Genomic DNA, 25,450 nt, shown 5'->3' with positions numbered 1-25,450 from the left:
GTTGCATAGCCGCTAACGAAGCCGTGTCATTTCCAGTCCTTGGGTTGAGCGCCTTCTGGGTTTCCGGTGCCCGCCAGGGCATTGCGACCGAAGGGTAGCAAAGGAAAGCTAGACAGCGCGATACCCGAGGACGAGGCCCCGCGGCTCTGAGCGCACCATTACTAACTATGAAAATATAAGTGTACAAGACTGAGGAATACAGGCAGCCACGATAGCGAAGGCTTGTTAGCATAGAGTATAAACCTCAGCTATAAGTATAGATTTTTCCCTATCATACTAAAAGATATACTAAATCCTTATCTTACTTCACCTTTAAACCAAACGCTTTACTAAAACATGAAATCACCCTTTACCAGTAAGCTCTGGTTGCTGCTGTTGATCCCCCTCTTGTCAACAACTGCAGCCTTTGCACAGAAACTTCCTTCCATCGCCTCTAAAACGGCAGGCATGAAAAAGTATCCCGGTTATTTCACTTTTTACTGGGACGAAAACAACGGCAAGATCTGGCTTGAGATCGACCGCTTTAACAAGGATTTCCTGTATGTGAACTCGCTGCCGGGCGGGCTTGGCTCCAACGACATTGGCCTGGACCGCGGCCAGCTGGGTGGGCAACGGATCGTATCATTTCAGAAGATCGGACCGAAGATCATGCTGGTACAGCCAAACCTTGACTACCGAGCCATCAGCGATAATGCGAACGAGCGCAGAGCCGTGGAAGAGTCTTTTGCCAAATCCATACTCTGGGGCTTTAAAACAGAGGCTGCTGACGACGACGCCGTACTGGTTGATGCGACAGATTTCCTGCTTCGCGATGCCCACGACGTAGTTGGAAGTATAAAGCGCACCAGACAAGGCAGCTATAAACTGGATGCCAGTCGCTCGGCTTTATACTTACCACGCACCAAAAACTTCCCGAAAAATACCGAATTCGAGTCGACACTCACCTTTACAGGCGGCGAGGATGCGGGTGGCTTTGTGCGTGAAGTAGCCCCGGATGTGCAGGCACTCACGCTGCGTCAGCACCACTCGTTTATCGAGTTGCCTGACAACAACTATACTCCACGCGAGGCAGATCCGCGTGCCGGCTACTTCGGCATCTCCTATTTCGATTATGCCACTCCGGTAGGCGAAGACATTGAAAAACGCTACATCGCGCGCCACCGCCTGCAGAAAAAGAACCCTTCGGCCAAAGTATCCGAAGCTGTAAAACCGATCGTGTACTATGTAGATAACGGTGCACCGGAACCGATCCGCACAGCCCTGCTGGACGGAGCCCGCTGGTGGAACCAGGCCTTCGAAGCAGCCGGCTACAAAGACGCCTTCCGCGTAGAAGTTCTGCCTGATTCAGCAGATCCGATGGACATCCGCTACAACATGATACAATGGGTACACCGCAGCACCCGTGGCTGGTCTTATGGAGCATCGGTGCAGGACCCACGCACCGGCGAGATCATCAAAGGCCATGTGTCGTTGGGCTCACTGCGCGTACGCCAGGACTACATGATTGCTGAAGGGTTACTGGCACCTTACGAAGACGGCAAACCGGTAAACAAAGCCATGATGGACATGGCACTTGCTCGCATCCGTCAGCTGTCGGCACACGAGCTGGGCCACACACTGGGCATCATGCACAACTATGCCGCCAACAACAATGCTTCGGTAATGGACTACCCGCACCCGCAGGTGCAGCTGGATCGTGCCGGCAAGATAGACCTGAGCAAGGCCTACGGCACCGGAATCGGGGATTGGGACAAGCTGGCTGTTACCTATGGCTACCAGGATTTCCCGAAAGGCACCAACGAGAAGAAAGCGCTGGATGAGTTGCTGGCACAGGGCAGAGCAAACGGGCTGACCTTTATCTCCGACCGCGACGCCCGCTCACCGGGTGGCGCCCACCCTACCGCCCACCTCTGGGACAATGGAGCCAACGCTACCGAAGAGCTGCTGCATGTGCTGGACGTTCGTAAAAAGGCACTGCAGAACTTCTCTGAAAAAAACATCAAACCGGGTGCTGCCATGAGTACGCTGGAAGATGTACTCGTTCCGATCTACAACTACCATCGCTACCAGACCGAAGCAGCTGCCAAACTGGTAGGCGGCGTAAACTATACCTATGCCGTGCGCGGCGACAAGCAACTTGTAACGGAGGTGCTGGATAAAAAAGAGCAGCAGAAAGCCCTCGACGCTATGCTCAGAACCCTTTCTCCGGAGGTGCTGACGTTACCCGAAAATATCATCACCCTGATCCCGCCGCGTGCCCCGGGCTTGCGCAACAGCCGCGAGCTTTTTGCAAAGCGCACCGGCCTTACCTTCGATCCGCTGGCCGCAGCTCAGGCCTCTGCCGACTTTACGGTTTCGTTCCTGCTGCACCCGGAGCGCGCATCCCGCCTTGTGGAACTGGGTGCCCGTAGCAACAGCCTCAGCCTGCAGGATGTAACTAACCAGCTGATTGAAAACACCTGGAAAGGACGTCGTGAAAACGGACTTGCTGCACAAGTACAGCTGCAAACCGAACAGGTAGTGCTTACGCACCTGCTGGCGCTGGCTCAAAACCCAAATGCCTCTTATGGAGCACGTGCCGTTGCTACTGCTGCCATCGCAGATATTAAGCGCCATGCCACCAGCCAGGCAAAACGTACCCGCGACGACAACTATAAAGCCCATTTAGCATTTACGCTGGCAAGAATAGAGAAGCCGGAGGAGATCGTGCCAACGAAGGTGCTTGATCTTCCGCCCGGAGCTCCGATCGGGGATGGTATTTTCGGGTGTGAGTAGTACAGACAAGGCAAATCATGTAAAGCCCTGTTAATTTCTGTTTAGCTAGCAGTTCCGTAGAAAAAGATTATTGATTATTTTTGCACTTTCGTTTACCAATATCATATGAAACAGGAGCTGAGGAATCCCTTCGGAAGAGTTTATCTGACAATTGAAGTAGATGCAAAGAACAAATGGGTATATGTGAACTGGATGGGTTATCTGACGGAAGATAACATCAAAACAGGAGCAATAGCCTATGCAAATGCCCTGGCAAAGTCTGGCCATCATTGTGTGCTGAACGATACCCGTCTGATCATCGGAGGCTGGGACCATTCCCTGGACTGGGTTCTGAATGACTGGGGCCCACGCGCAGCCAGGGCTGGTTTGAAGAACTTTGCCATGATCACGACACCTGAAACATTCGGAGGGTCTACTGCTTCAAAATTCTACTCTAACATCAAAGCTTTTACAGTAGAGGTGTTTGATGACAAAGGAAAGGCCGAAGACTGGCTGCGTCAATACTCGCTAACGAGTAGTTTAAACAAAGTATAGCAGTACCCAAAACACGTGTGCCCCTGCCATTTCCGACAGGGGCACACGTGTTTATATAAGTAAGATTATTTCGTTTCTATTCAGTTAAGGAAATCCTGCACATCCATATCAGCTACGTAGGGTTCTAAAATAGCAACCGCATTCGCCGACTTTTTGAAGGTACTGACAACTTCTATCTCCTTCCCTGTCCAAAGCTCCACAAATGCGTTGTTCAAAGTATAGAGGGTAACGGTCCAGTTGTTATACCTGCGCCGGGCAAGTATAATGCCGTCCCTGGCTAAAGCATCTGTCTGGCTCCGCAACGGGAGCCTTTCAAACATTGAATATTCCAGCATATGTATCTCCTCATGTCAGGCATTATATAAGGCTGACAGCAGCAAATTAGTTTCATACTTCCGTTCAGGAAGGATGAGTACTTACAACAGCCCTACTTATGCCAGCTTTATACGTGCATTCACTGGTAAGTATAGGTAAACCTATTTTTTCCCGTAATTTTGTCTCTTCTTTAAAACCGGCGTAAAACGAAGTGCTGCGTTATACTTTAGCCACGCTACGCCACCAACAACATGGAACCAAAAAGACTGAATAAATACATCAGCGATACGGGCTTCTGCTCGCGTCGCGAGGCGGACGAACTGATCGAGCAGGGCCGGGTAACCGTAAATGGCAAAATACCTGCCGATGCGGGCGTTCGGGTAACGCCAAAAGACAAGGTGCGCATCGACGATGAGATCCTGAGCGTACGCGAAGAGAAGCCGGTCTACCTCATCTTCAACAAACCGTCCAACATGTCGGCTACTTCCGACCAGTCGGTGCGTGACAACGTGGTGCGTGCCATCAACTTCCCGGCTACGCTTGAACCTACCGCCATGCTCGAAAGAGAGGCTGAAGGCATTATCTTCCTGAGCAACGACAGCGACTTTGTGCGCAACGTCAAACGTGCAGATAATAAGTTTGAGAAAGAGTATGCGGTTACGGTTGACAAGCCAATTACATCCGACTTTCTGCAGAAGCTAAGTGGCGGCGGAATACCGGAGCCGGGCGAAGAGCGTAAGAATAATTCTGTTTCGAAAGAGGCACAAACACGCTTCCGGATTACCCTAAAGCCGGGCACCGATCACTACCTGAAACGCATGTGTGAGAGCCTTGGCTACAAAGTAGTGCATATGCAACGGACGCGTTTTGGCAGTTTCACGCTGGGCAAGTTGCCAAACGGGCACTGGCGTGTGCTTACGCAGCAGGAAGTAGAAAGCCTTACAAGTATAGCACAACCCGCTAAAGCTGGCTCAGTGAGAAGATCAACAGGAAGCAGCACGTATACCAGGCCTGAAAGGCAAAGCCGTAGCACCGGCGCGGGTGCACGAAGCGGAGCCGGCAGACCTGGCGGATACTCCTCCAGGGGAGCACAGGGTAGCGGAGCCGGTAAAAGCAGAACAACCCGAAGTACAGACGGCGGCCCTGCTAAAAGCTCGCGGGGAAGTTCTTTCAAGGAGAGTCCCAAAACAGGTGCCGGCAGAAGCACTGCACCTAAAAGCGGTACCAGAAAAGGCGCTGCCCCTAAAGGTGGCCCTAAGCGCGGCAGATAGAAACATCAGCCAACTGTAAATAAAAAGCTCTCCTTCCATATTATCAGAGGGAGAGCTTTTGTTTTATGATGAGCTAAAAACCAGGAAGCCAATCAAGTTATCAGTTAGGGCATGAAAAGATCGAAAAAGAATAAAAGCGGTAAACCATCACTCCTACCCTAACCTTTTAACTTTCTAACTCCATACCTTTCTAACTTTTTCATCCTTCCCACCTTCCTATTTTGCCCATCTGGTAATCGCGGAAGGCTTCTCTTATTTCCTGCTCCGTGTTCATCACGAATGGCCCGTGCGATACCACGGGTTCGTTGTACGGTAGCGCGTGGCCGAATAGGATGTAGGCATCTTCCGTAGCTTCTACTTTTACTTCTTTGCCTTCGTGTTCGAACTCTACCAGGGTTAGCTTATCGGCTGTTTCTCCGTTCACTTTTACCGAGCCGCGCACCACGTAAAAAAAGATGTTACGTTCGGTGGGAATGTTATAGATAAAGTGGCCGCCTTTCTGCATTTCTATACTAACCATGTGGATGTCGCTCAGGCTCTGAATGGGCGCCTGCACCTCACCCCAGCTGCCCGACACCACATTTACTTTCACTTTGCCGTTGTCCAGGGTTACTACCGGAATTTTATCTTTCTGCAAGCCAATGTACCTGGGCTCCGTCATTTTATACTTTGCCGGCAGGTTAAACCAGAGCTGCAGAATTTCCAGCGGGCCTCCCTCCTTTTTAAATTTATCCGACGATACTTCGGCATGGATCAGGCCGCTGCCGGCTGTCATCCACTGCACGCCGCCGGCTTCGATCACATCTTTCCCTCCACCGGTATCCTGGTGCATGATGTCGCCATCAAGTATAAATGTTAAGGTTTCGAAGCCACGGTGCGGGTGCGGACCAAAAGGCAACCCCCTGTTGCCGGGCTTGTACACCTGCGGCCCGTGGTGGTTCAGGAACAGGAACGGATCGATGTACTCTACCTCCCGCGTAGGAAGCGCCCGGTAAGTCACCAGGTCGTCCATCGGGGCATACATCGCTTTATGTTTCTTTTTGATCTTTCTCATAGGTCAGGTATAAAGTACGCATCAATTAATGTACATACATCAAGTATAAGCAAATAAAACGAATCTTATGTAAAGGCAAGGTATAAGAATTCAGGCCAGTCGTTTAGTTAACATAAAAATCCCACCAGACCTTTTTACAGGAATGATGGGATCTTACGCTACACTGATAGCTGTTTATACGAACTATCCCCGGATAGGGTCATCAGCTTACTTTTTCTGCAGCATGCGCAGCAACTCCTCTGCGGCAGGTTCTGAAGAAGCCGGGTTCTGGCCCGTGATCAGCAGCCCATCGGTAACCACGTACGGTTTCCAGTCGTCTACCTTGGAGTAATTGCCCCCTAGCTCTTTCAGCCTGTCCTCTAACAGGAACGGTACGATGTTGGTTAGTTGCACCGCCTCTTCTTCGGAATTGGTAAAGCCTGCCACTTTTTTGCCTTTCACCAGTGGCTCTCCGCCCGGGGCTTTGGCCTCTGCCAACACAGCCGGCCCGTGGCAAACGGCGGCTACCGGTTTATGCTGTTTTGTGAAATCCTCTATTAACCTGATAGAGTCTCTGTCGCTTGCCAGATCCCACAGCGGGCCATGTCCTCCCGGGTAAAATACGGCATCGTAATCCTCGGCGCGCACTTCGCTCAGCTTTTTGGTACGCGAGAGCTTGTGCTGCAGGTCCTCATCCTCGTAAAAGCGCCTGGTTGCTTCGGTCTGGGCGTCCGGCTCCGTACTTTTCGGGTCAATGGGGGGCTGGCCTCCCTTTGGCGAAGCAAGTTCAACATTAACTCCGGCATCGGCTAGCGTATAGTAGGGCGCAGCAAATTCCTCTATCCAGAAACCTGTTTTCTTGCCGGTATCCCCGAGTTTATCATGAGAGGTCAATACAAATAATACTTTCATAGTTTCTTCTTTTTGGTTGGTGGTTCACAATCGTTTCTATACTTACGAGATAACGACCAAACGGGAGCGATCTGACATCAAATACCTCCGTACGGTAATTCTTATAACCAGTATTTTAGCTTTCTGTTTAAAAAGACAGGTTTTATAGCCGGCACCCTGCAGCACTTTTGATTCTTCATTATCATTTGTTTCAGCTTTTTTCTGACTCTAAAAGCATAGAGAAATCGTATACTTTATAGCAGCCCAACATACCCTTACGACCACCTTTCTTCACCCTACTGAAACTCCCTGAGCTGTCATGCTGGTGTACTCCACCCCAGAGGGAGCACCACATACGGGGCGGTACCTTATCCGCAACAGCCATCTGATAACCTGACGAAACTGTTTTTTAGATCTACTTTTAAACTTAACTGCCGTGGTATACTTAAGCATAAGGCACCAGGTAAACGACTACAGCACCTGGAGAAAAGTGTATGATTCCCACAAACAAGCACGCGACCAGGCCGGGCTGGAAGAATTGTTCCTGCTGCAAAACAGAGACAACAACAACGAGATTTTTCTAATGTTCAGGGTAGGCGATATCCAGAAAGCGAAGCAGTTTATGCTTTCTGAGGATCTGAATGCAGCCATGAAACGAGCAGGTGTAATGGGCACTCCTGAAATAGATTTCATGGAAGAAGTAACCCAGCTCTATGCATAGCCAAAGCTGTAAACCTGCCAAACCGCTCTTTGGCAGGGCATTTTATACTTAATCATAGCCTTTTGGTCATTGAGACAAAGTATAAAGTTGGCTACGGAGTATTGGCATTTGCCTGATGCTTCAATTAAGAGTCATTCGTATAACCTGACGTAAAATATTTTTCAAATGCAGGATTGTGCCAGCACCACTTTTGAGTTTCATCATCATTCCTTAATCCTGATCAACTCCCGGCGAGTAAGACGCAATTCTGATTAAAGCAGGAGGTTGCCATGATAGAAGAAGCTACTATCAAAGAACTAAAAACAGGCTTTCGGGGCGAGCTCATTACGCCCCAGGATGCAGGCTACGAACAGGCCCGCAAAGTATACAATGCCATGATCGACAAGCATCCGGGCCTGATAGCCCGATGCGAAGATGTGGCCGATGTAATACAGGCAGTTAACTATGCGCGCGAAAACAACCTGCTGGTGGCAATCAGAGGCGGCGGGCACAACGGGGCCGGGCTAGGCATCTGTGATGAAGGCATCGTAATTGATCTCTCCCACATGAACGGCATCCGGGTAGACCCGGAAGAAGAGACCGTACGGGTAGAAGGTGGTTGCACCTGGGGCCTTGTAGATCATGCCACCCACGCCTTTGGATTGGCTGTACCAAGCGGTATCATCTCTACTACCGGTGTTGGCGGGCTTACGTTAGGCGGCGGCATCGGGCACCTGACCCGCAAGTATGGCTTGACGGTTGACAACCTGCTCGAGGCTGACATGGTGTTATCGGACGGCAGTTTTGTAAAAGTAAGTGAGGTAGAGAACGAGGATCTGTTCTGGGCAATACGGGGTGGTGGCGGCAACTTTGGCGTGGTAACTTCTTTCCTTTTCAGGTTAAACCCTGCCGATATAGACTATGCCGGGCCTATGCTATGGGAAATGGACCAGGCCCGGGAAGTGATGCAGTGGTATCGCGATTTTATACTTCGTGCCCCCGAAGTGATCAACGGCTTCTTTGCCTTTTTGACAGTGCCTCCGGTTGCGCCTTTTCCGGAGGCTTACCATAATAAAAAAATGTGTGGAGTGGTCTGGTGCTATGTAGGTGAACTTGCAAGGGCTGAAGAAGTACTTCGCCCGATACGCGAACATCTTCCCATGCCAGCAATAGACTTTGTTGGCTCTATACCTCACCCTGCCCTGCAAAGTATGTTCGACCCGCTGTACCCTCCGGGCCACCAATGGTACTGGAAGGCAGATTTTGTAAAGGAGCTGAGCGACGAGGCCATTGAGCAGCACATCCGGCACGGCGCAGCGCTCCCAACTCCGCTCTCCAGTATGCACCTCTACCCTATCAATGGGGCCGCGCATCGGCTTGACAAGGACGAAACGGCCTGGAGCTACCGCGATGCCAACTGGGCTATGGTAGTAGTAGGCGTAGACCCCGACCCAGCAAATAAAGAGAAAATCACGAATTGGGCCCGCGACTATTTCGATGCGCTACACCCTTTTTCAGCCGGTGGTGCATACATCAATTTTATGATGGAGGAAGGAGAAGAAAGGATCAGGGCCACTTACCGCGACAACTATGAGAGGCTGGTGAGAATCAAGTATAAGTATGATCCGCATAACCTGTTCAGGGTAAACCAGAATATAAAACCGACAAGCAAAGTATAACTAGGGTGCTTCCCTAGTTATACTTTGCTTGTCACCAGATTCGATAACTTGCAGGAGCCGCTATCTGCCCCTGCAAATATAAAATTACCCGAACAGATTAGAAGAAAGGTAGCGGTCGCCTCTGTCGCAGATGATGCAGACGATGACGCCCTCGTCCAGTTCCTGGATCAGCTTGGTAGCAGCATGTACGGCTCCGCCGCTGCTCATGCCGGCAAAAACGCCTTCTTCCCGGGCCAGACGGCGCGTCATGGCAGTGGCTTCTTCCTGCGATACATCCATGATCCTGTCTACCCGCTCCCGCTCAAATATTTTGGGCAAATATTCCTGCGGCCAGCGGCGTATGCCCGGGATCTGCGATCCTTCCACGGGCTGCGTGCCCACAATCTGTACCTGGCTGTTCTGCTCTTTCAGGTAGCGGGACACGCCCATAATGGTACCCGTAGTGCCCATAGCCGAGACAAAATGCGTGATGGTGCCCTGCGTGTCGCGCCAGATCTCGGGGCCGGTAGAGCGGTAATGTGCCCTATAGTTATCGGGGTTGCCAAACTGGTTCAGCACCAGGTAACCTCCTTTAGCTTCCTTGTCCCGCACATAGTCAATGGCAGCTTCCATCGAACCTTCGGCAGGCGTAAGCGTTACTTTAGCGCCAAAGGCTTCCATCGTTTTCACACGTTCGGCGGTAGCACTGGCAGGCATTACAAGTTCTATCTCCACGCCAAACAGGCGGGCGATCATGGCCAGGGCAATGCCGGTGTTGCCACTGGTAGCCTCGATCAGTTTCATGCCTTTGGTAAGCTCGCCCCTGTCCAGAGCGCCTTTGATCATACCGTAAGCCGCACGGTCTTTTACGCTCCCACCCGGGTTGTTGCCTTCCAATTTTGCCAGCAGCTTCACCTTCGGGTTCGTAGAGATACGATTCAGTTCTACGAGCGGCGTGTTGCCTATAAAATCTAACAGAGTAGCCATAAATTTATCCTGATTTATACTTATTGTTGTGCACTTACGCGCCAGATCGTGTTCGCTTCGTCGTCTGCAACCAGCAGAGAGCCATCGGGCAGCAGGGTTACGCCAACCGGGCGGCCGTACACGTTACTGCCCCCTCCTTCTGCTATAAATCCGGTCAGGAAATCTTCGGGCTCGCCAGTTGGTTTGCCGTTGCGGAAAGGTACGAAAACCACTTTGTAGCCGGAGAACTCGGATCGGTTCCAGGAGCCGTGCTGCCCGATGAAGGCACCGTTACGATACTTCTCCGGAAATGCTGTGCCTTTGTAAAAGGCCAGGCCAAGGGAGGCAGTATGAGCGCCCAGCGCCACATCGGGAACAAGTGTTTTCTTTACCAGGTCCGGGCGCTTGCCTGCCATGCGCAGGTCTTCTTTGGGGCCGAAGTAGGCATAAGGCCAACCGTAAAAGCCACCCTCTTTTACACTGGTCAGGTAATCCGGCACCAGGTCATCGCCCAGGTTATCGCGCTCGTTTACTACCGTCCAGAGGGTGTTGGTGCCCGGTGCCCAGTCCATACCTACCGGGTTACGAAGTCCACTGGCATAGATGCGTTCACCACTTCCGTCCGGGTTGATCTCCAGAATGGCAGCACGACGCTGCTCTTTGTCCATCCCATACTCACCTACGTTGCTGGCTGAGCCTACAGATACATAAATTTTCGATCCATCGGCATTAGGGATGATGTTACGCGTCCAGTGGTGGTTGTAGCCGCCGGCTGGCAAATCAAGTATCTTTTTGCCATTGCTAGTAAGTTTGGTTTGACCTGCCTTGTATGGGTATTGCACTATGCCATCGGTGTTAGCTACATAAAAACTGTTGTTGAGCACCAGCATACCGAAAGGCTGGTTCAGGCCATAAGCAAATACCTGCTGCATATCCGGTTTGCCGTCGTTGTTGGTGTCCCGGATCAGGGTGATGCGGTTGGCGCTTTTCTCTTCATCGTCGCTTTCTGCAACAAAGATATCTTTGTTGGGGGCCACGTAAATCCAGCGCGGGTGCTTTAGTCCGTCAGCAAATTTGGTTACAGTGAAGCCTGCAGGTGCCTGAGGCTTTTTTCCACCGCTCCAGCCCACTACAATGCTGCGCTTTTCGGCTTTGTGCGTGGTATCGGGTGCCGGCAGGTTCAGGTTCTGAACGGCTGTCTGTACGGTGCCACTTGCTGTTGTATCCGATGTAGCTGTGGTATCAGTTTGCACAGCGGTCGTGTCAGTGGCAGCAGCTTCTTTTTCCTCTACCGTGCGCGAAGATTCGTTACAGGCTGACAGCAGACCAGTCAGGAGCAGGATTGTTACGGGTAGTTTCAATATTTTCATAGTTGAGTTCGTGGGCTGGTTGTAGTTTATACTTAACAAGTAAGTTCAGGGTATACGTTTTTGTTTTTGCCCCGCTGTAATTGCTGCATAAAAAAGGCGAAGTACTCTCCTTTTCGTGGGATCGCACCTCGCCTTTCAGTTTATACTTTATACTTCGGAAGCTTCCTTATTCGTCGAAAGAAGTATGCGCGGCCAGGTACTCCCAGGCATCCAGGTCTTTGGCTACCTGCTGCAGCTTCAGTCGTACAGCCTCGAAAGCGGTTCTGCCCAGCGGCAGCCGCAACGGTGGGTTATCGGAGCTCGCTACCTGCACAATCACAGCAGCGCCTTTCTCCGGATCACCGTCCTGGTAGCCGTTTCGCTCTTCCATGGCCTGCTTAAACCTGCCGGAGGTTGATTCATACTCCTGCATGTGCCGGGAAGCCCGCTTTATACTTGTACCGGCAAACCGGGTACGGAATGGCCCCGGCTCTACAATCGTAACCTGAATGTTAAAAGGAGCCACCTCCTGTGCCAGCGCTTCACTGAAACCCTCCAAGGCAAATTTACTGGCATTGTATACCCCAAACCCCGGGGTAGAGCGAATACCGGCTACCGACGATATCTGAATGATCCGACCGCTGCCCTGCTGACGCATGTAAGGGAGCACCGCCTGCGTTACCTGTAGCGCCCCGAAAAAGTTAGTCTCCATTACCTGCCGCACTTCGGCTATACTTGCCTCCTCAATGGCACCCAGAAAACCAAAGCCGGCGTTGTTCACCAGCACATCCAACCGGCCAAAATATTTAAAGGCAGCATCCACGGTCGCTTTTACCCCATCCGGGTTCGTTACATCGAGCAAGTATCCGAAGGTGTTGCCCGGCGAGATCGCGTTAAACTCTTCCAATTGCCCTGCCTGCCGCACCGTACCGATTACTTTAGCACCTGCTTTGGCGGCTTGTGCAGCCAACTCACGGCCAAAGCCGCCCGATACGCCTGTTATAAACCATACTTTTTCTGTTGCCATCTTCTTGCTTATCTGATTTAGTAAAGCTTGTATACGGTAAAATACCGGAACCTCTGTAAGTATATCAAAGCCAACACTGCTTTTCGTATCTTTGCAGGTATACTTTGGTGTATACTTTAGCACGCTTGAGCCAGCCCATCCGCAAGATCATCCACATCGACATGGACGCTTTTTTTGCTTCCGTGGAGCAGCGCGACAACCCCGAGCTGCGCGGGAAACCTGTGGCTGTGGGGGGCTCAAGGGCCAGGGGCGTGGTGGCTGCTGCCAGCTACGAGGCCCGCAAGTATGGCGTGCATTCGGCACTCGCCTCCAAGATCGCGGCGCAACGCTGCCCGCAGCTCATTTTTGTGAAGCCCCGGTTCGACGTTTACAGCGCTGTTTCGCGCCAGATCCGGGAGATCTTCCATTCCTACACCGAAATGGTGGAGCCGTTGTCACTGGATGAGGCCTACCTGGACGTGACAGAGAACAAGATCGGCATGCCTTCTGCCAGTATCATCGCCAAAGAAATAAAGCAACGCATCTTTGAGGAAACCGGCCTGACGGCTTCTGCTGGCGTATCGTTCAATAAGTTTCTGGCCAAGATCGCCTCGGATATGAACAAGCCCGACGGCTTTACGCTCATCACCCCGGATAGGGCTGAAGACCTGGTAGCCAGTCTGGCCATTGAGAAGTTTTATGGCATTGGCAAAGTGACGGCTACCAAAATGCAAAGTATGGGCATCCTGACGGGTGCAGACCTGCGTGAGCGTACAGAGGAGGAACTGGTACGACACTTTGGCAAAACCGGACGCTACTACTACCGCATTGCCCGCGCCGAAGACGACCGCGAAGTACAGCCCCACCGTATTCGAAAATCCATTGGCTCGGAACGTACATTCGAAGTGGACATCACAGAAGAGGAAGACATGCTGACCCAGCTGGAGCAACTGGCAAAGGAAGTTGCTTACGACCTGGAAAGATTGCAGGCAACAGCCAAAACACTGACGCTCAAGATCAAGTACTTCGACTTTACACAGAATACCCGCAGCAAAACCTATCTCAGCGAGTTTAAGTCTGCCGAGGCGCTGTTTACCATCGCCCGGGAGTTGCTGCGCACCCCGCAACTGCCGCAATACCCGGTGCGCCTGCTGGGCCTTTCCGCCTCCTCCCTCCTCTACCAGCACGACAAGCAGGAAGGCTATCAATTGACTATTGAGTTTTAGCTTGTGCGTGTTCAATGAGTGACAACAAAATAAATGCCATTTCGAACAGCGTGAGAAATCTGATACAGTATCCAAGCCGCAAGCTTATCGGCTGCGTAACTTGTGGCTAAACATGAGGCCAGTTTGTAACTTGATGTATTTCTCAAATCCATACTTTCGCCAGTTACAAAATGGCTGACATACCCAACCACCTGTTACCGCTGCGCTCAAACTGGAGGTATAATTGGGGTCTTTATAAGGTAGAGTCTGTGACTCGACTTAGCCAGAGGCCCAGGCTACAGCCCGTCACGAGCGAAGACGCTCGCGCCATAGTAGTCCAAAAACAATTACAGATTACAAACCAGCCCTTGGTCATTGTTTTCCTATATCACACTATGATCATCAGTCCGAAAATAGCGGCTAAATTTTTTAATTTTGGATTAAACCATTCCCACTCTCAAAAGTCTATCTAAACCTAACTAGTAGTACAAACTAACCGCATAAACTAATCTACCTTTACCAAACACCCTTATGAGTAAAAACGTACGCTATGCCCAGTTGGCCACGCTGCTGCTGGCTGGTGCCCTTTTAGCACCTCCTTCCTTTGCTCAAACCAAGCAAAAGAAGAAAAAGAAGGCAAAACAGGAAGCCACTGCAACACAGGCTGCACCCGGTGCCGGCCAAAAAAGAGAAGAAACAGGTCCAAAGCCTTACGCCAGCGTAATCACGCCGAATGCCGTGACCGACGACGGCTTATTTAAAGTACATCGCATCGACGAAAAGTATTTTTACGAGATTCCGGATACGCTGCTGAACCGCGACATGCTGATGGTGAGCCGCATTGCCAAAACAGCCACCAACATCGGCTACGGCGGCGAGGAGCTGAACCGCCAGATGCTGCGCTGGGAGAAGAAAGGCAACCGCATATTGCTGCGCCTGATCTCTTACCAGAACGTAGCCAACGATACGCTGGAAGTATACAACTCGGTACAGAACTCCAACCTGGCACCTGTTATCCAGGCATTCGACATCAAGGCTTTCAACAACGGCACCTCGGTAGTAGAGGTAACAGACTTCTTCTCGAAAGACGTACCTGCCCTTGGCCTGGACAAAGAGAACCGCGACAAGTATAAAGTAAAGCGCCTGGACGACAAGCGTTCGTTTATCGAGAACGTTAAAAGCTTCCCGATGAACATCGAGGCCCGCTCACTGATGACGTATGAGGCTTCCGAACCACCTGCCAATTCAAGCGCCGGCACCATTTCCCTGGAAATTAACCACTCTATGCTGTTGCTGCCCAAAGTACCGATGGCTGCCCGTAAGTTTGACCAGCGCGTAGGTTTCTTCACCCTGTCGCAAACAGATTACGGCACCGACGAACAGCGTGCTGCCAAGCGCCGCTACATCGTGCGCTGGAGACTGGAGCCGAAAGACAAAGAAGCTTATGCCCGTGGCGAGCTGGTGGAGCCGGTGAAGCCGATCGTGTACTACATCGACCCGGCCACGCCGATGAAATGGCGCCCTTACCTGAAACAAGGTGTAGAGGACTGGAACAAGGCATTTGAAGCTGCTGGTTTCAAAAATGCCATTATTGCCAAAGATCCGCCTTCTCAGCAGGAAGATCCGGAGTTCAGCACCGAAGACGCGCGCTACTCTGTTATTCGCTACTTCTCTTCTGAAACGCAGAACGCCTACGGCCCTAACGTGCACGACCCACGTTCCGGCGAGATCCTGGAGAGCCACATCGGCTGGTACCACAACGTGATGAACCTGCTGCGCAACTGGTATTTTGTGCAGACGGCAGCCATTAACCCGGATGCACGTAGCGTGCAATTTAAAGACGAAGTGATGGGCGAACTGATCCGCTTCGTGTCCTCGCATGAAGTGGGCCATACCCTGGGTTTGCCACACAACATGGGCTCCAGCGCTGCTTATCCTGTCGAGAAGCTGCGTGACGCAAAATTCACGAAAGAGATGGGCACAGCCCCTTCCATCATGGACTATGCGCGCTTTAACTATGTAGCGCAGCCGGAGGACAACGGCGTGGCGCTGATGCCGGGCATCGGAATCTACGACAAGTATTCCGTGAAATGGGGTTACTCGTACTTCCCGGAAACGAACGGCCGCGACAATACAGAGAAGTTGGCTAAGTGGGTGCGTGAAAAAGAAAACGATCCGATGTACCGTTTCGGTCGCCAGCAGGGCAACCCAATCGATCCTTCTTCGCAGACAGAAGACTTAGGTGATGATGCTATGCTGGCCAGCACCTATGGTATAAAAAACCTGAAGCGCATCATGCCAAAGCTGATCGAATGGACGGCTGAGGATAACAAGAACTACGATGACCTGCAGGAGATGTATGGCCAGGTACTGGGGCAGTGGAACCGCTACATGGGCCATGTAACTGCCAACATCGGTGGTGTGTATGAGAACTACAAGACCTACGACCAGAAGGGCGATGTGTACGCTGCAGTACCGAAAGAGAAGCAGAAACGTGCTGTTAAATTCCTGAACGAGCAGGGCTTTGCCACTCCTACCTGGATGCTGGATGAGAACATCCTGCGCAAGATCGAACATAACGGTTCTGTTGAGCGTGTGCGTAATGCGCAGGTAAACATCCTGAACAACGTACTGGAGCCAGGCCGCATGGCACGTCTGCTGGATGCACAGGCTGCGCTGGGTAGCAGCACCTATACGTTGCCTGAAATGATGGCCGAGCTGCGCAATGGTATCTGGTCAGAGGTTTCTAGTGGCAAGTCAATTGACATGTACCGCCGCAACCTGCAGCGCGGTTACCTGGAGCGCATGGCGTACCTGATGGAAGACCAGGAAAAGAGCACTACAGCAGCGCGTGGTGGCAGAAGTTCTGCTCCGTCAGTAAACGTGGCGCAGTCTGATATCCGTCCGATGGTGCGCGGGGAGCTTACCACGCTACGTGGCCAGATCCGGTCTTCGCTTGCCAAAACCAGCGATACCATGACCAAGTACCACCTTCAGGATGCCTTGGTGCGCATTGACAATATCCTGAATCCAAAAAGCTAATTTCCTGTTTTTATGATAGAGAAAGCCCCGGTTAATTTAGCCGGGGCTTTTTGTTTCTACCTGCCAAAGGTATCAGGCGGAACTGCACGTATCATACTTCCGGGCTCTATCCATCTTTCCTGCAATGCATCCTGTTTATTGTTTAAGAGATAGACATTAAAGCGAACATTCTCTTACACTTTAGTGCACCCTGCCCTTTTTAGAAGTGTAAGATTATAAAGCTAAAAGGACCGGATGCGGGTTGCAGGTTAGGCTTCAGCAGTAAGTATGAAATCAAAGTATGGCATTCCCTGATTTTATACTTAGGTTTCCAGGTATACAGCCCTTACTAGATTTTCCGTTTGTTTTCCTGGCCTTCCAGGATGTCGTTTATACTTAGGGCTGCACTGATAAGCCCCAGGTGCGTAAAGGCCTGCGGGTAATTGCCCAGATGATCTCCTCTTAGCCCCAGCATTTCGGCATAAAGCCCCAGGTGGTTGGCATACCCGAGCATTTTCTCAAAGTATAGCTGCGCCTTTTCTATTTGACCCGATTTTGCCAGGCACTCCACATACCAGAACGTGCACATCGAAAAGGTACCTTCGCCCCCTTCCAGGCCATCCAGATGTTCTTTGTTGCGATAGCGGAAAACCAAGGCATCGGACACCAGCCGCTCCTCGATGCGCTTCAGCGTAGAGAGCCAGCGCGGATCTTTCGGACTGATGAACCGGATCAGGGGCATCAGCAGCGTGGCGGCATCTACGGTATCAGCGCCTTTGTACTGTACAAAACACTTCAGATCCTCATTCCAGAACTCCTGATGAATGGAGAAGAAGATCTTATCGCGTTCCTGCTGCCACCTGGCTGGTAGCGGGTAAGAATGGTTGTTGGCAATCTTCATGGCCCTGTCTATGGCTACCCAGCACATCATCCGGGAGTACAGAAAGTTCTTTTTGCCGCCACGTACCTCCCATATTCCTTCGTCTTCCCGCTGCCAGTTATCACAAACCCACTCCACCTGACGCCGCAGGTCGTTCCAGAACCCATATGAAATAGGCGTTACATACTTATCGTAAATGTATACCGAATCCAGCAGCTCCCCGTAGATATCGAGTTGCACCTGGTCGAAAGCGCCATTCCCGATGCGTACCGGTTTGGAGCCTCTGTAGCCGCTCAGGTGCTGTAGTATGCGCTCGTCCAGATCAAGCTCGCCAGCCAGCGTATACATTAGCCTCAGGTAACCTGCGCTGCCCACGTCATCGCACCGCTTATCCACCCAGTCTATAAAACGCTTGACCTCCTGTTTAAAGCCCAGCCTGAGCAACACGTATACTGTGAAGGAGGCATCCCGGATCCAGGTATACCGGTAGTCCCAGTTGCGTACACCTCCTATTTCTTCCGGTAACCCGAACGTAGGGGCAGCCACCATGGAGCCATACTTGCTGGAGGTCATAAGCTTTAACACCAGGGCTGACCGGTTGATGATCTCTACCCAGCGTCCTCGGTAGCTGCACTCCGAAATCCATTTTTTCCAGTAGTTAATGGTCTCGTACAGGTTTTGCGTGACGAAGTTGCTGAGATCCGGAGCAGGTGGTGTGTTACAGGTGCCCCGTTCCAGCAGAAAATCCGCCTGCTCCCCGGTTTTCAGGCTGAAGGTAGCCACGGCATCTTTGCCCTCAATTTTCAGGGGCACAGAGCTTTTAAGGCGCAGGATGGTACCATCAGGCCCGGCACTGGAAAACCTGACTTCGTGCTCCGTCTCAAGATCAGTCGCATGCGCAGCCATGCCATAGTTGAACCGCGGGCTGCACCGCATCCTGAAAGACATATCGCCGTGCACGCAGGTTACCCGCCTGATCAGGTCACTTTTCTGGTCCGATGCCTCCAGGGGCATGAAGTCCGTTATTTCGGCAATACCGTCATCCGACAGAAACCGGGTCAGCAGCACATTGGTATCGGGCAGGTAAAGTTGCTTGTGCTTCATTCCGTCGCAGGCAGGGGAAATATAGAAGCACCCTCCATTCTCTGCATCCAGCAGGGAAGCAAATATAGAAGGTGAGTCAAAATCCGGAAAGCACATGAAGTCAATTGAGCCGTTAAGTCCTACCAGGGCGACCGTGTTCAGGTCTCCGATCACTCCATGATCTTCTATAGGTAAATAACCAGCTACTGCCATAGGTTAAGGTACGGTGGCAGGAGTTGATGGTTAATGGTTGATGGTTCCTGGAAGCTGTTTCCTGCCTTCAGCCCTGTTGGCAGCCTTAAACTGAATGAGCCGTCAATCAGCCAGCTGCAACTTTCGTTAACGTTTGATCTGAATAAAAAAGGAAAACACCTGCTGAAACAATACCTTACCCCAGGTTTTCCGGTAAATCATACTTGAAAAATAATTAAGTTATACCTATATACCCGGCAGAACTATGCGAGCAAATTAAAGGATAATCAAATAAATCCCGTACCTTTGCAGTCCATAAGACTTACCCTAACTTATGGCTACTAAATATATTTTTGTTACAGGAGGCGTTACCTCCTCTCTTGGTAAAGGTATCATCTCCGCTTCTCTTGCTAAGTTGCTGCAGGCAAGAGGCTTCTCTGTAACAATTCAGAAATTCGACCCCTATATCAACATCGACCCAGGCACCCTGAACCCTTACGAGCACGGCGAGTGCTTTGTAACGGAAGACGGCGCCGAAACCGACCTGGACTTGGGCCACTACGAGCGTTTCCTGAACGTGCCAACGTCGCAGGCAAACAACGTAACTACCGGCCGCATCTACTACCACGTCATCACGCAGGAGCGCCAGGGCGCTTACCTGGGCAAAACAGTACAGGTTATCCCGCATATTACCGACGAGATCAAGCGCAGGCTGCTGTTGCTGGGCCAGTCCGGTGAGTACGACATCGTGATCACTGAGATCGGTGGCTGTGTGGGTGATATCGAATCACTGCCATTTATCGAAGCTGTGCGTCAGCTGCGCTGGGAACTGGGCGTAAACGAATCCTGTGTGATTCACCTGACGCTGGTGCCTTACCTGAAAGCCGCCGGCGAGCTGAAGACAAAGCCAACACAACACTCCGTACGAGACTTATCGGAAGCGGGCGTGCAGCCAGACATTCTGGTTTGCCGTTCCGAATACCCTATACCGGCAGATCTGCGCAAGAAGATCGCACTTTTCTGTAACGTAAAGGTGAACTCTGTTATTGAGTCGCTCGATGCCGAATCGATCTACGACGTACCGCTGCTGATGCGCAAGGAGAAGCTGGATGAGCGCGTGATCAGCAAACTGAAGCTGCCACACAAAGCAGAGCCGAACCTGGACAGCTGGAAAGAATTCCTGGGCCGACTGAAAAACCCTACCGATGAGGTGAACATTGCCCTGGTGGGTAAGTACGTGGAGTTGCCGGATGCTTACAAGTCTATTGTAGAGTCTTTCATCCACGCCGGCGCCTATAACGAATGCAAGGTGAACATCAAATGGATCCAGTCGGAGCACGTAACCGACGAAAACGTAGCGGCGATGCTCAGCGGCATGGACGGCGTGCTGGTTGCTCCGGGCTTTGGTGAGCGCGGTTTCCGAGGTAAACTGGAAGCAGTGCGCTTTGTACGGGAAAATAACATACCTTTCCTGGGAATTTGCCTGGGTATGCAGTGCGCCGCCGTGGAATTTGCCCAGAATGTGCTGGGGCTGCAAAATGCCGCTTCTACTGAAATGGACCCGAATACACCGCACCCGATCATCGACCTGATGGAAGACCAGAAGGAAGTGACGCAGAAAGGTGGCACCATGCGTCTTGGCTCCTATGCCTGTGAACTAAAAAAAGGTTCTAAGGCTTATTCTATTTACGGGAAGTCTAAGATCACAGAGCGTCACAGGCACCGTTACGAGTTCAACAACAATTACTTAGCCGCTTTTGAAGAAGCCGGTATGCACGCAACAGGTATAAACCCGGAAACCGGACTGGTGGAGGTGATCGAGCTGCAGCAGCATCCCTGGTTTGTGGCGGCACAATACCACCCGGAACTGAAAAGCACCGTGCTGAACCCTCACCCGCTTTTCGTTAAGTTTGTAAAGGCGGCTATGAATCACGCTAAATCTAATTAAGCAACATAAACACAATTCAACACTTTTTAAATGGATAGAAATCAAGCTATTGGCTTTGGATTGATTGCCGTGCTGCTGCTGGCTTACTCCTTCTTCTTTGCAAGCCCGAAAGAGGACGCCAAACAGGCTACGCAACAAAAAGCCAAGGTAGAACAAGTACAGGCTGCTGCCCCGGTTGCCGAAAACGACTCGCTGGCACAGGTACGGCGTGCCGCCGCTCTGGGTGCCTTCAGCACCGCTGCTACAGGCCAGGCAAGCACAGCAGCTATTGAGAACGAGAACGTTCGCATTACCTTCAACAGCAAAGGCGGACAGGTTGAAGAAGTGTTGCTAAAGAACTATAAAACTTACAAAGGCGAGCCGCTGATCCTGTTTGACAGCAAAAGCAGCGAAACCGATGTGCAGTTCACTACAAACGATGGCAAGCTGGTAAAGCTTTCCGACCTGTATTTCCAACCTTCTGAAATAGCAAAGGCAACTGTAAACGATCAGCCTGCCCAAACCATTTCTTTCAGAGCTGAAATCGGTCAGGGCCAGTACATCGACCAGGTGTATACATTGGCAGACGAAAGCTTTCAGTTAGGCTACAAGCTTGATTTCAAAGGCCTGAACAACCAGATCAGCGGCAACAACCTGACCCTGACCTGGACAGATAAACTAAAGCAACTGGAACGCGATATCAAGCAGAACCGCGCCAAGTCTACCATTAACTACGCGACCGTAGAAGATGGTTTCGACAAGCTTTCGATCTCTGAGACAAAAGAAACAGCTACCCTGGAAGAGCCGGTGAAGTGGGTGGCCAACAAGCAGAATTTCTTTACTGCGGGTATTATTGCCACCAACAGCTTTGCAGGTGCCAAAATGGAAGCTGCTGTGGATCCTGCCGATTCAGTTGTGGTAAAGACGCTTTCTTCCCAGATTCTGATCCCGACACAGGACGTGCTGAACGGCAAAGGTGAATTCACGTTCTACTTCGGCCCGAATGACTACAAGATCCTGAAGCATATCAGCAACGACTTCGACAAGAACCTGGACCTGGGTTGGGGTATCTTCTCTTATGTAAACAAGTGGATCATTATTCCGGCGTTCGACTTCCTGGAGAACTACATCGGCAACTATGGTATCATCATCATCCTGCTGGTGCTTTACATCAAAACGATCCTTTTCCCGCTGACTTACAAGTCGTTCCTGTCGATGGCAAAGATGAAGGTGCTGAAACCTGAGATCGATGCCATTAAAGAGCGCAACGAAGGCGACATGCAAAAGACGCAGGTAGAGACAATGAAGCTGTACTCTGAAATGGGCGTTAACCCGCTGAGCGGCTGTATTCCGATGCTATTGCAGATCCCGATCCTGTTTGCGATGTTCAATTTCTTCCCGAACTCGATCGAGTTGCGCCAGGAGGCTTTCCTGTGGGCAAATGACCTGTCTACCTACGATGTGTTTGCAAAGCTGCCATTCACGATTCCGTTCTATGGCGACCACGTAAGTATGTTCACGTTGCTGATGACAGCTTCTACCATACTTTATACCTGGTCTAACAACCAGATGAACACCACCATGCAGGGGCCGATGAAGTTTTATACGTACCTGATGCCGGTTATCTTCATGTTCGTGCTGAACTCCTTCCCTGCCGGTCTTTCTTTCTACTACTTTGTTTCCAACATGGTAACATTTGGCCAGCAGGCCATCATCCGCAAGTTTGTGGACGAAGGCAAGGTGCGAGCCAGACTGGAAGAAAACAAAGAAAAGCGTAAGGATAAGAAGAAAACAGGTGGTCCTTCCTTCTCCGAAAGAATGCAGGAGGCCATGCGCCAGGCCGCTGAAAAAGAGCAGCAGAAGCGCAATCCGAAAGCAAAAAAATAATCGCTGATTATACTTACAAAAAAGCCTTTCCGTAACCGGAAAGGCTTTTTTGTTTAGCTATACTTACACCAACCACGTATGTATAGGTGCTATACTATATAAAAAATGAAAAAGCTGTTATACTGCTCGCTGCTGCTCTCAATTGCCCTGTCGGGCTGCCAATCAGGCACAGAAGAAGATAAGTCCCTAGCCAGCACGCACCCGGAACTGGAAGAGCAACTACAGAAGGATTCTCTGAAAGCGCCTGCTACAACAGATGAAAACTCGGAGATCTACGAGCGTTACCGCATCACGACAGAGGAATACCAGCGCGCCGGCACTCACCAGGTACCTACCTTGTACCGTGGTCGCCTTGCCCCACTGGACGAAGGCAGCCACGCCGATGCCCGCACCTTCCGGACAGCACTTCGCGATGGTCTAAAGCAAGGCGTTAACTTTGCCGGCAAGTATACCGTGGTAACCGTAGGCTGCGGCACCTCCTGCCAGGTGCATTATGTGGTAGACCGCGAAAGCGGCAAGGTGCTCGACAAGGTCCAGAGCAGTTTAGGCGCTGCCTATAACCCGAACAGCAGCCTTTTTATCGTTAATCCACCAGACTCTACCATCAACTATACAGCGTGTGCACAGTGCACGCCGGAGGCTTATGTATTCGAAAATGGCAGGTTCCGCAAACTTTCTTCCAAAAATGCACAGGAACAACGCTAATCTGAACTTCGGTTTATACTTGTACATTGCAAAGTGGTGCAGGCAGAGCCTGCTTTCGCTCCTGCCCTGCTTTGTTTTCATACTTTTGCTGCTAATTATGCCGGGGTGCAAAGCACAGGAAAACACCATGAAACAAAAAAACGCACAGGTCTTTTTAATCTTTCAGAAAACTCCCTGCTTTGGCATCTGCCCTTCTTATGAAGCGACCATTTATGAAAACGGAAGTATAACTTATGTTGGATGGGAACACGTTCCGCTAAAAGATACGGTGGAACTGCATCTTTCAGCACCGGAAGTCAAGTCCTTACAGGAGGAGGTAAAGCAGCTCAACTACAGCGAATTGCAGGATGCTTACTTAACGCAGTGGAGTGATATGCCCTCTACTTATAGCACGTTCTATGCTAATGGCAAAGAGGTAAAGCGCGTGAAACACCAGGAAGGAGGCCCTGAGAAACTGTTGCAGTTCCAGGAACACCTGCACAAGCGGATTATGGACCTGGTAGAAGCCGAAGCAATAAGGCGGCTCCCGAAGGAGTAAATAACCACCGCCTCCGGTCAGAGATTATCCCTCCACAATCAGTTCAGTCTAACCCTTTAAAAAGCATCAGTACCTGACACATGATCGGGTGTTGTCTTGCTGTTGCCTTTCCAAGTATAAAAAGTTATCTGAACACCATCTCTCCCTTTTACCTTATTCCGTAGTGCATTCAGGCCATTGTTTTAGATAAATACTAAAAAGAAAAAGCTCTATCTAACTTGCAAATCCTGTTCTATTCTCAACTTTTCTAAACCCCACCGGAATACATCCCGTAAAAAGTACAAATACAACACAAATTCAAAACCATGAAAAGTTATATTTATATATTCGAAAAACTAGTTCTTGAACATATTTTGAGACGAAAAGTTTTATACACACAACCCGTGTATTGTAAATAACTTTCTATAAATAATCCTACCACAACAGATTTCCCGGCAAGTATGGTGCAGTAGATACGCAGAGGAGAAACATCCTTCGCCGGGAATCTGTGTGCGTAGGCAAAGTATGAAAACATGGGCAAAGGGCTGCCCATCTGCAACAGGTAAAAGCCCTGAACTGATACATTTTTTTAACTACAAACAAACTTAATTGATTATGGCACAGACAGTAATAGGAATTTTTGAGAAGGGTGTTGATGCGCAGACTGCCGTGCAGAAACTAGAAACCAACAGGATCAATCCTGGCAATATTGATATCTCTAACCAGAGTTCAGCCAGCGCAGTAGGAACTGCTACCAGAACTGACTCCGATAAAATAGGTAACTTCTTTGGCTCTTTGTTTGGCAACAACGACGAAGCCAGAAAACACACGGAAGTAGCGCGCAAAGGATGGGTGGTAACCGTACACGCCGACTCGCAGCAGGAAGCAGAGCGTGCAGCGGATATCCTGGATACCTGCGGTGCAGTAGACGTGGATGAGCGCTCAGCTCAGGTCCGCAACACACAGGCTACCGGATCTGCTACTAACCTGAATACGGGCACCACAACCACTGGCGGTACTACAGACAGAACAATCCCGATTATTGAGGAAAGAATGCAGGTAGGCAAAGAAAACGTGGAAACAGGCGGTATTCGCATGCGCAGCCGCATTGTGGAGCGCCCGGTAGAAGAGCACCTGCGCCTGCGTGAAGAGCACGTACACGTGGAGCGCCATCCGGTAAACCGACCAGCTACGGAAAGAGACATTCAAAACTTCAAGGAAGGGGAAGCTACGATTACGGAACATGCGGAAAGAGCCATTGTGAACAAAGAGGCCCGCGTGGTAGAAGAAATCAAGATTGGTAAGCACACCGAAGAGCATGATGAAACAATTCGTGGTTCTGTTCGCAAAACAAATGTGGAAGTAGATAAACTACGCCCAGGCACAGAGCAGAGAAGACCAGGTATGGACCCGAAGGGTCCTGCAGGCAAGTAAGTATACCTGACAGGTAAATAAATTTAGAAGTAAAAAGGGCAGCTGAGACTTCAGCTGCCCTTTTTTTATCCTGTTGAACGGTATTATCTATATTCCGTCTC

The 25,450-nt window shown here is 50.7% G+C and carries 19 protein-coding genes; 12 read left to right on the top strand and 7 right to left on the bottom strand.

What is annotated here, in order from left to right; all coding sequences use genetic code 11:
* Positions 1–336 precede the first annotated feature (336 nt).
* Together MJ611_RS15455 and MJ611_RS15450 are read left to right on the top strand one after the other, a co-directional pair.
* Positions 337–2,775 (top strand): zinc-dependent metalloprotease, encoded by a 2,439-nt coding sequence (locus MJ611_RS15455; protein WP_250430952.1) that lies wholly within the window; start codon positions 337–339, stop codon positions 2,773–2,775.
* 105 nt (positions 2,776–2,880) lie between these two features.
* Complete coding sequence (locus tag MJ611_RS15450; RefSeq protein ID WP_250430950.1) at positions 2,881–3,309, top strand: STAS/SEC14 domain-containing protein; 429 nt, start codon at positions 2,881–2,883, stop codon at positions 3,307–3,309.
* 80 nt (positions 3,310–3,389) lie between these two features.
* On the opposite strand, the gene MJ611_RS15445 is transcribed toward MJ611_RS15450, so the two are convergent.
* Positions 3,390–3,629, bottom strand: coding sequence for a hypothetical protein (locus MJ611_RS15445; RefSeq protein ID WP_250430948.1), 240 nt, complete (start codon positions 3,627–3,629; stop codon positions 3,390–3,392).
* Positions 3,630–3,875: 246 nt separating this feature from the next.
* Between MJ611_RS15445 and MJ611_RS15440 the strand changes: the two genes are divergently transcribed.
* A complete protein-coding gene (locus MJ611_RS15440; RefSeq protein ID WP_250430946.1) occupies positions 3,876–4,895 on the top strand; it encodes a pseudouridine synthase in 1,020 nt (339 codons plus the stop codon).
* A 199-nt stretch (positions 4,896–5,094) separates the two neighbouring features.
* Here MJ611_RS15440 and MJ611_RS15435 read toward each other — a convergent pair whose 3' ends face one another.
* Together MJ611_RS15435 and MJ611_RS15430 are read right to left on the bottom strand one after the other, a co-directional pair.
* Positions 5,095–5,949: a pirin family protein gene (locus tag MJ611_RS15435; protein WP_250430944.1), complete on the bottom strand. Its 855-nt coding sequence runs from the start codon at positions 5,947–5,949 to the stop codon at positions 5,095–5,097.
* Positions 5,950–6,156: 207 nt separating this feature from the next.
* Complete coding sequence (locus MJ611_RS15430; RefSeq protein WP_250430942.1) at positions 6,157–6,840, bottom strand: type 1 glutamine amidotransferase domain-containing protein; 684 nt, start codon at positions 6,838–6,840, stop codon at positions 6,157–6,159.
* A gap of 415 nt (positions 6,841–7,255) precedes the next feature.
* Here MJ611_RS15430 and MJ611_RS15425 point away from each other — a divergent pair, with 415 nt between their 5' ends.
* Together MJ611_RS15425 and MJ611_RS15420 are read left to right on the top strand one after the other, a co-directional pair.
* Entirely contained in the window at positions 7,256–7,540 is a 285-nt protein-coding gene (locus MJ611_RS15425; protein WP_250430941.1) for a hypothetical protein, read from the top strand.
* 269 nt (positions 7,541–7,809) lie between these two features.
* Complete coding sequence (locus MJ611_RS15420; protein WP_250430939.1) at positions 7,810–9,198, top strand: FAD-binding oxidoreductase; 1,389 nt, start codon at positions 7,810–7,812, stop codon at positions 9,196–9,198.
* Positions 9,199–9,282: 84 nt separating this feature from the next.
* Here the strand turns inward: MJ611_RS15420 and cysM are convergent, their stop codons facing one another.
* The 3 genes from cysM to MJ611_RS15405 form a co-directional block, all read right to left on the bottom strand.
* On the bottom strand, positions 9,283–10,164 hold the full coding sequence (cysM, locus tag MJ611_RS15415; protein WP_250430937.1) for a cysteine synthase CysM: 882 nt from the start codon (positions 10,162–10,164) through the stop codon (positions 9,283–9,285).
* 20 nt (positions 10,165–10,184) lie between these two features.
* The gene (locus tag MJ611_RS15410) at positions 10,185–11,513 is read right to left on the bottom strand and encodes a PQQ-dependent sugar dehydrogenase (RefSeq protein WP_250430935.1); all 1,329 of its coding nucleotides are present in this window, start codon (positions 11,511–11,513) and stop codon (positions 10,185–10,187) included.
* 166 nt (positions 11,514–11,679) lie between these two features.
* The gene (locus tag MJ611_RS15405) at positions 11,680–12,519 is read right to left on the bottom strand and encodes an oxidoreductase (protein WP_250430934.1); all 840 of its coding nucleotides are present in this window, start codon (positions 12,517–12,519) and stop codon (positions 11,680–11,682) included.
* 161 nt (positions 12,520–12,680) lie between these two features.
* Between MJ611_RS15405 and dinB the strand changes: the two genes are divergently transcribed.
* Together dinB and MJ611_RS15395 are read left to right on the top strand one after the other, a co-directional pair.
* A complete protein-coding gene (dinB, locus tag MJ611_RS15400) occupies positions 12,681–13,724 on the top strand; it encodes a DNA polymerase IV (RefSeq protein ID WP_250431401.1) in 1,044 nt (347 codons plus the stop codon).
* A gap of 510 nt (positions 13,725–14,234) precedes the next feature.
* A complete protein-coding gene (locus MJ611_RS15395) occupies positions 14,235–16,745 on the top strand; it encodes a zinc-dependent metalloprotease (protein ID WP_250430932.1) in 2,511 nt (836 codons plus the stop codon).
* A gap of 328 nt (positions 16,746–17,073) precedes the next feature.
* On the opposite strand, the gene MJ611_RS15390 is transcribed toward MJ611_RS15395, so the two are convergent.
* The gene (locus MJ611_RS15390; protein ID WP_250430931.1) at positions 17,074–18,900 is read right to left on the bottom strand and encodes a glycoside hydrolase family 15 protein; all 1,827 of its coding nucleotides are present in this window, start codon (positions 18,898–18,900) and stop codon (positions 17,074–17,076) included.
* Positions 18,901–19,213: 313 nt separating this feature from the next.
* Between MJ611_RS15390 and MJ611_RS15385 the strand changes: the two genes are divergently transcribed.
* From MJ611_RS15385 to MJ611_RS15365, 5 genes are all read left to right on the top strand, one after another.
* On the top strand, positions 19,214–20,827 hold the full coding sequence (locus MJ611_RS15385) for a CTP synthase (RefSeq protein WP_250430929.1): 1,614 nt from the start codon (positions 19,214–19,216) through the stop codon (positions 20,825–20,827).
* 30 nt (positions 20,828–20,857) lie between these two features.
* Complete coding sequence (gene yidC, locus MJ611_RS15380) at positions 20,858–22,693, top strand: membrane protein insertase YidC (protein WP_250430927.1); 1,836 nt, start codon at positions 20,858–20,860, stop codon at positions 22,691–22,693.
* Between the two features lie 105 nt (positions 22,694–22,798).
* The gene (locus MJ611_RS15375) at positions 22,799–23,398 is read left to right on the top strand and encodes a hypothetical protein (RefSeq protein ID WP_250430925.1); all 600 of its coding nucleotides are present in this window, start codon (positions 22,799–22,801) and stop codon (positions 23,396–23,398) included.
* Between the two features lie 127 nt (positions 23,399–23,525).
* Positions 23,526–23,936: a DUF6438 domain-containing protein gene (locus MJ611_RS15370; RefSeq protein ID WP_250430924.1), complete on the top strand. Its 411-nt coding sequence runs from the start codon at positions 23,526–23,528 to the stop codon at positions 23,934–23,936.
* Between the two features lie 594 nt (positions 23,937–24,530).
* The gene (locus MJ611_RS15365) at positions 24,531–25,349 is read left to right on the top strand and encodes a YsnF/AvaK domain-containing protein (protein ID WP_250430922.1); all 819 of its coding nucleotides are present in this window, start codon (positions 24,531–24,533) and stop codon (positions 25,347–25,349) included.
* Positions 25,350–25,450: the final 101 nt, after the last annotated feature.

Origin of the sequence: Pontibacter ruber, assembly GCF_023630205.1 — a bacterium.
Classification (GTDB): Bacteria; Bacteroidota; Bacteroidia; order Cytophagales; family Hymenobacteraceae; genus Pontibacter; species Pontibacter ruber.
This window is presented reverse-complemented; position numbering and strand designations above follow the sequence as displayed.

Bases quoted from the DNA above. Each gene is read 5' to 3' on its own strand.
- MJ611_RS15370 (WP_250430924.1), top strand. From the start codon at position 23,526: ATGAAACAAAAAAACGCACAGGTCTTTTTAATCTTTCAGAAAACTCCC.
- MJ611_RS15365 (WP_250430922.1), top strand. From the start codon at position 24,531: ATGGCACAGACAGTAATAGGAATTTTTGAGAAGGGTGTTGATGCGCAG.
- MJ611_RS15405 (WP_250430934.1), bottom strand. From the start codon at position 12,519: ATGGCAACAGAAAAAGTATGGTTTATAACAGGCGTATCGGGCGGCTTT.
- MJ611_RS15410 (WP_250430935.1), bottom strand. From the start codon at position 11,513: ATGAAAATATTGAAACTACCCGTAACAATCCTGCTCCTGACTGGTCTG.
- MJ611_RS15395 (WP_250430932.1), top strand. From the start codon at position 14,235: ATGAGTAAAAACGTACGCTATGCCCAGTTGGCCACGCTGCTGCTGGCT.
- MJ611_RS15375 (WP_250430925.1), top strand. From the start codon at position 22,799: ATGAAAAAGCTGTTATACTGCTCGCTGCTGCTCTCAATTGCCCTGTCG.
- cysM (WP_250430937.1), bottom strand. From the start codon at position 10,164: ATGGCTACTCTGTTAGATTTTATAGGCAACACGCCGCTCGTAGAACTG.
- MJ611_RS15455 (WP_250430952.1), top strand. From the start codon at position 337: ATGAAATCACCCTTTACCAGTAAGCTCTGGTTGCTGCTGTTGATCCCC.
- MJ611_RS15385 (WP_250430929.1), top strand. From the start codon at position 19,214: ATGGCTACTAAATATATTTTTGTTACAGGAGGCGTTACCTCCTCTCTT.
- MJ611_RS15450 (WP_250430950.1), top strand. From the start codon at position 2,881: ATGAAACAGGAGCTGAGGAATCCCTTCGGAAGAGTTTATCTGACAATT.
- MJ611_RS15390 (WP_250430931.1), bottom strand. From the start codon at position 18,900: ATGGCAGTAGCTGGTTATTTACCTATAGAAGATCATGGAGTGATCGGA.
- MJ611_RS15430 (WP_250430942.1), bottom strand. From the start codon at position 6,840: ATGAAAGTATTATTTGTATTGACCTCTCATGATAAACTCGGGGATACC.
- yidC (WP_250430927.1), top strand. From the start codon at position 20,858: ATGGATAGAAATCAAGCTATTGGCTTTGGATTGATTGCCGTGCTGCTG.
- MJ611_RS15435 (WP_250430944.1), bottom strand. From the start codon at position 5,949: ATGAGAAAGATCAAAAAGAAACATAAAGCGATGTATGCCCCGATGGAC.
- dinB (WP_250431401.1), top strand. From the start codon at position 12,681: ATGGACGCTTTTTTTGCTTCCGTGGAGCAGCGCGACAACCCCGAGCTG.
- MJ611_RS15445 (WP_250430948.1), bottom strand. From the start codon at position 3,629: ATGTTTGAAAGGCTCCCGTTGCGGAGCCAGACAGATGCTTTAGCCAGG.
- MJ611_RS15440 (WP_250430946.1), top strand. From the start codon at position 3,876: ATGGAACCAAAAAGACTGAATAAATACATCAGCGATACGGGCTTCTGC.
- MJ611_RS15420 (WP_250430939.1), top strand. From the start codon at position 7,810: ATGATAGAAGAAGCTACTATCAAAGAACTAAAAACAGGCTTTCGGGGC.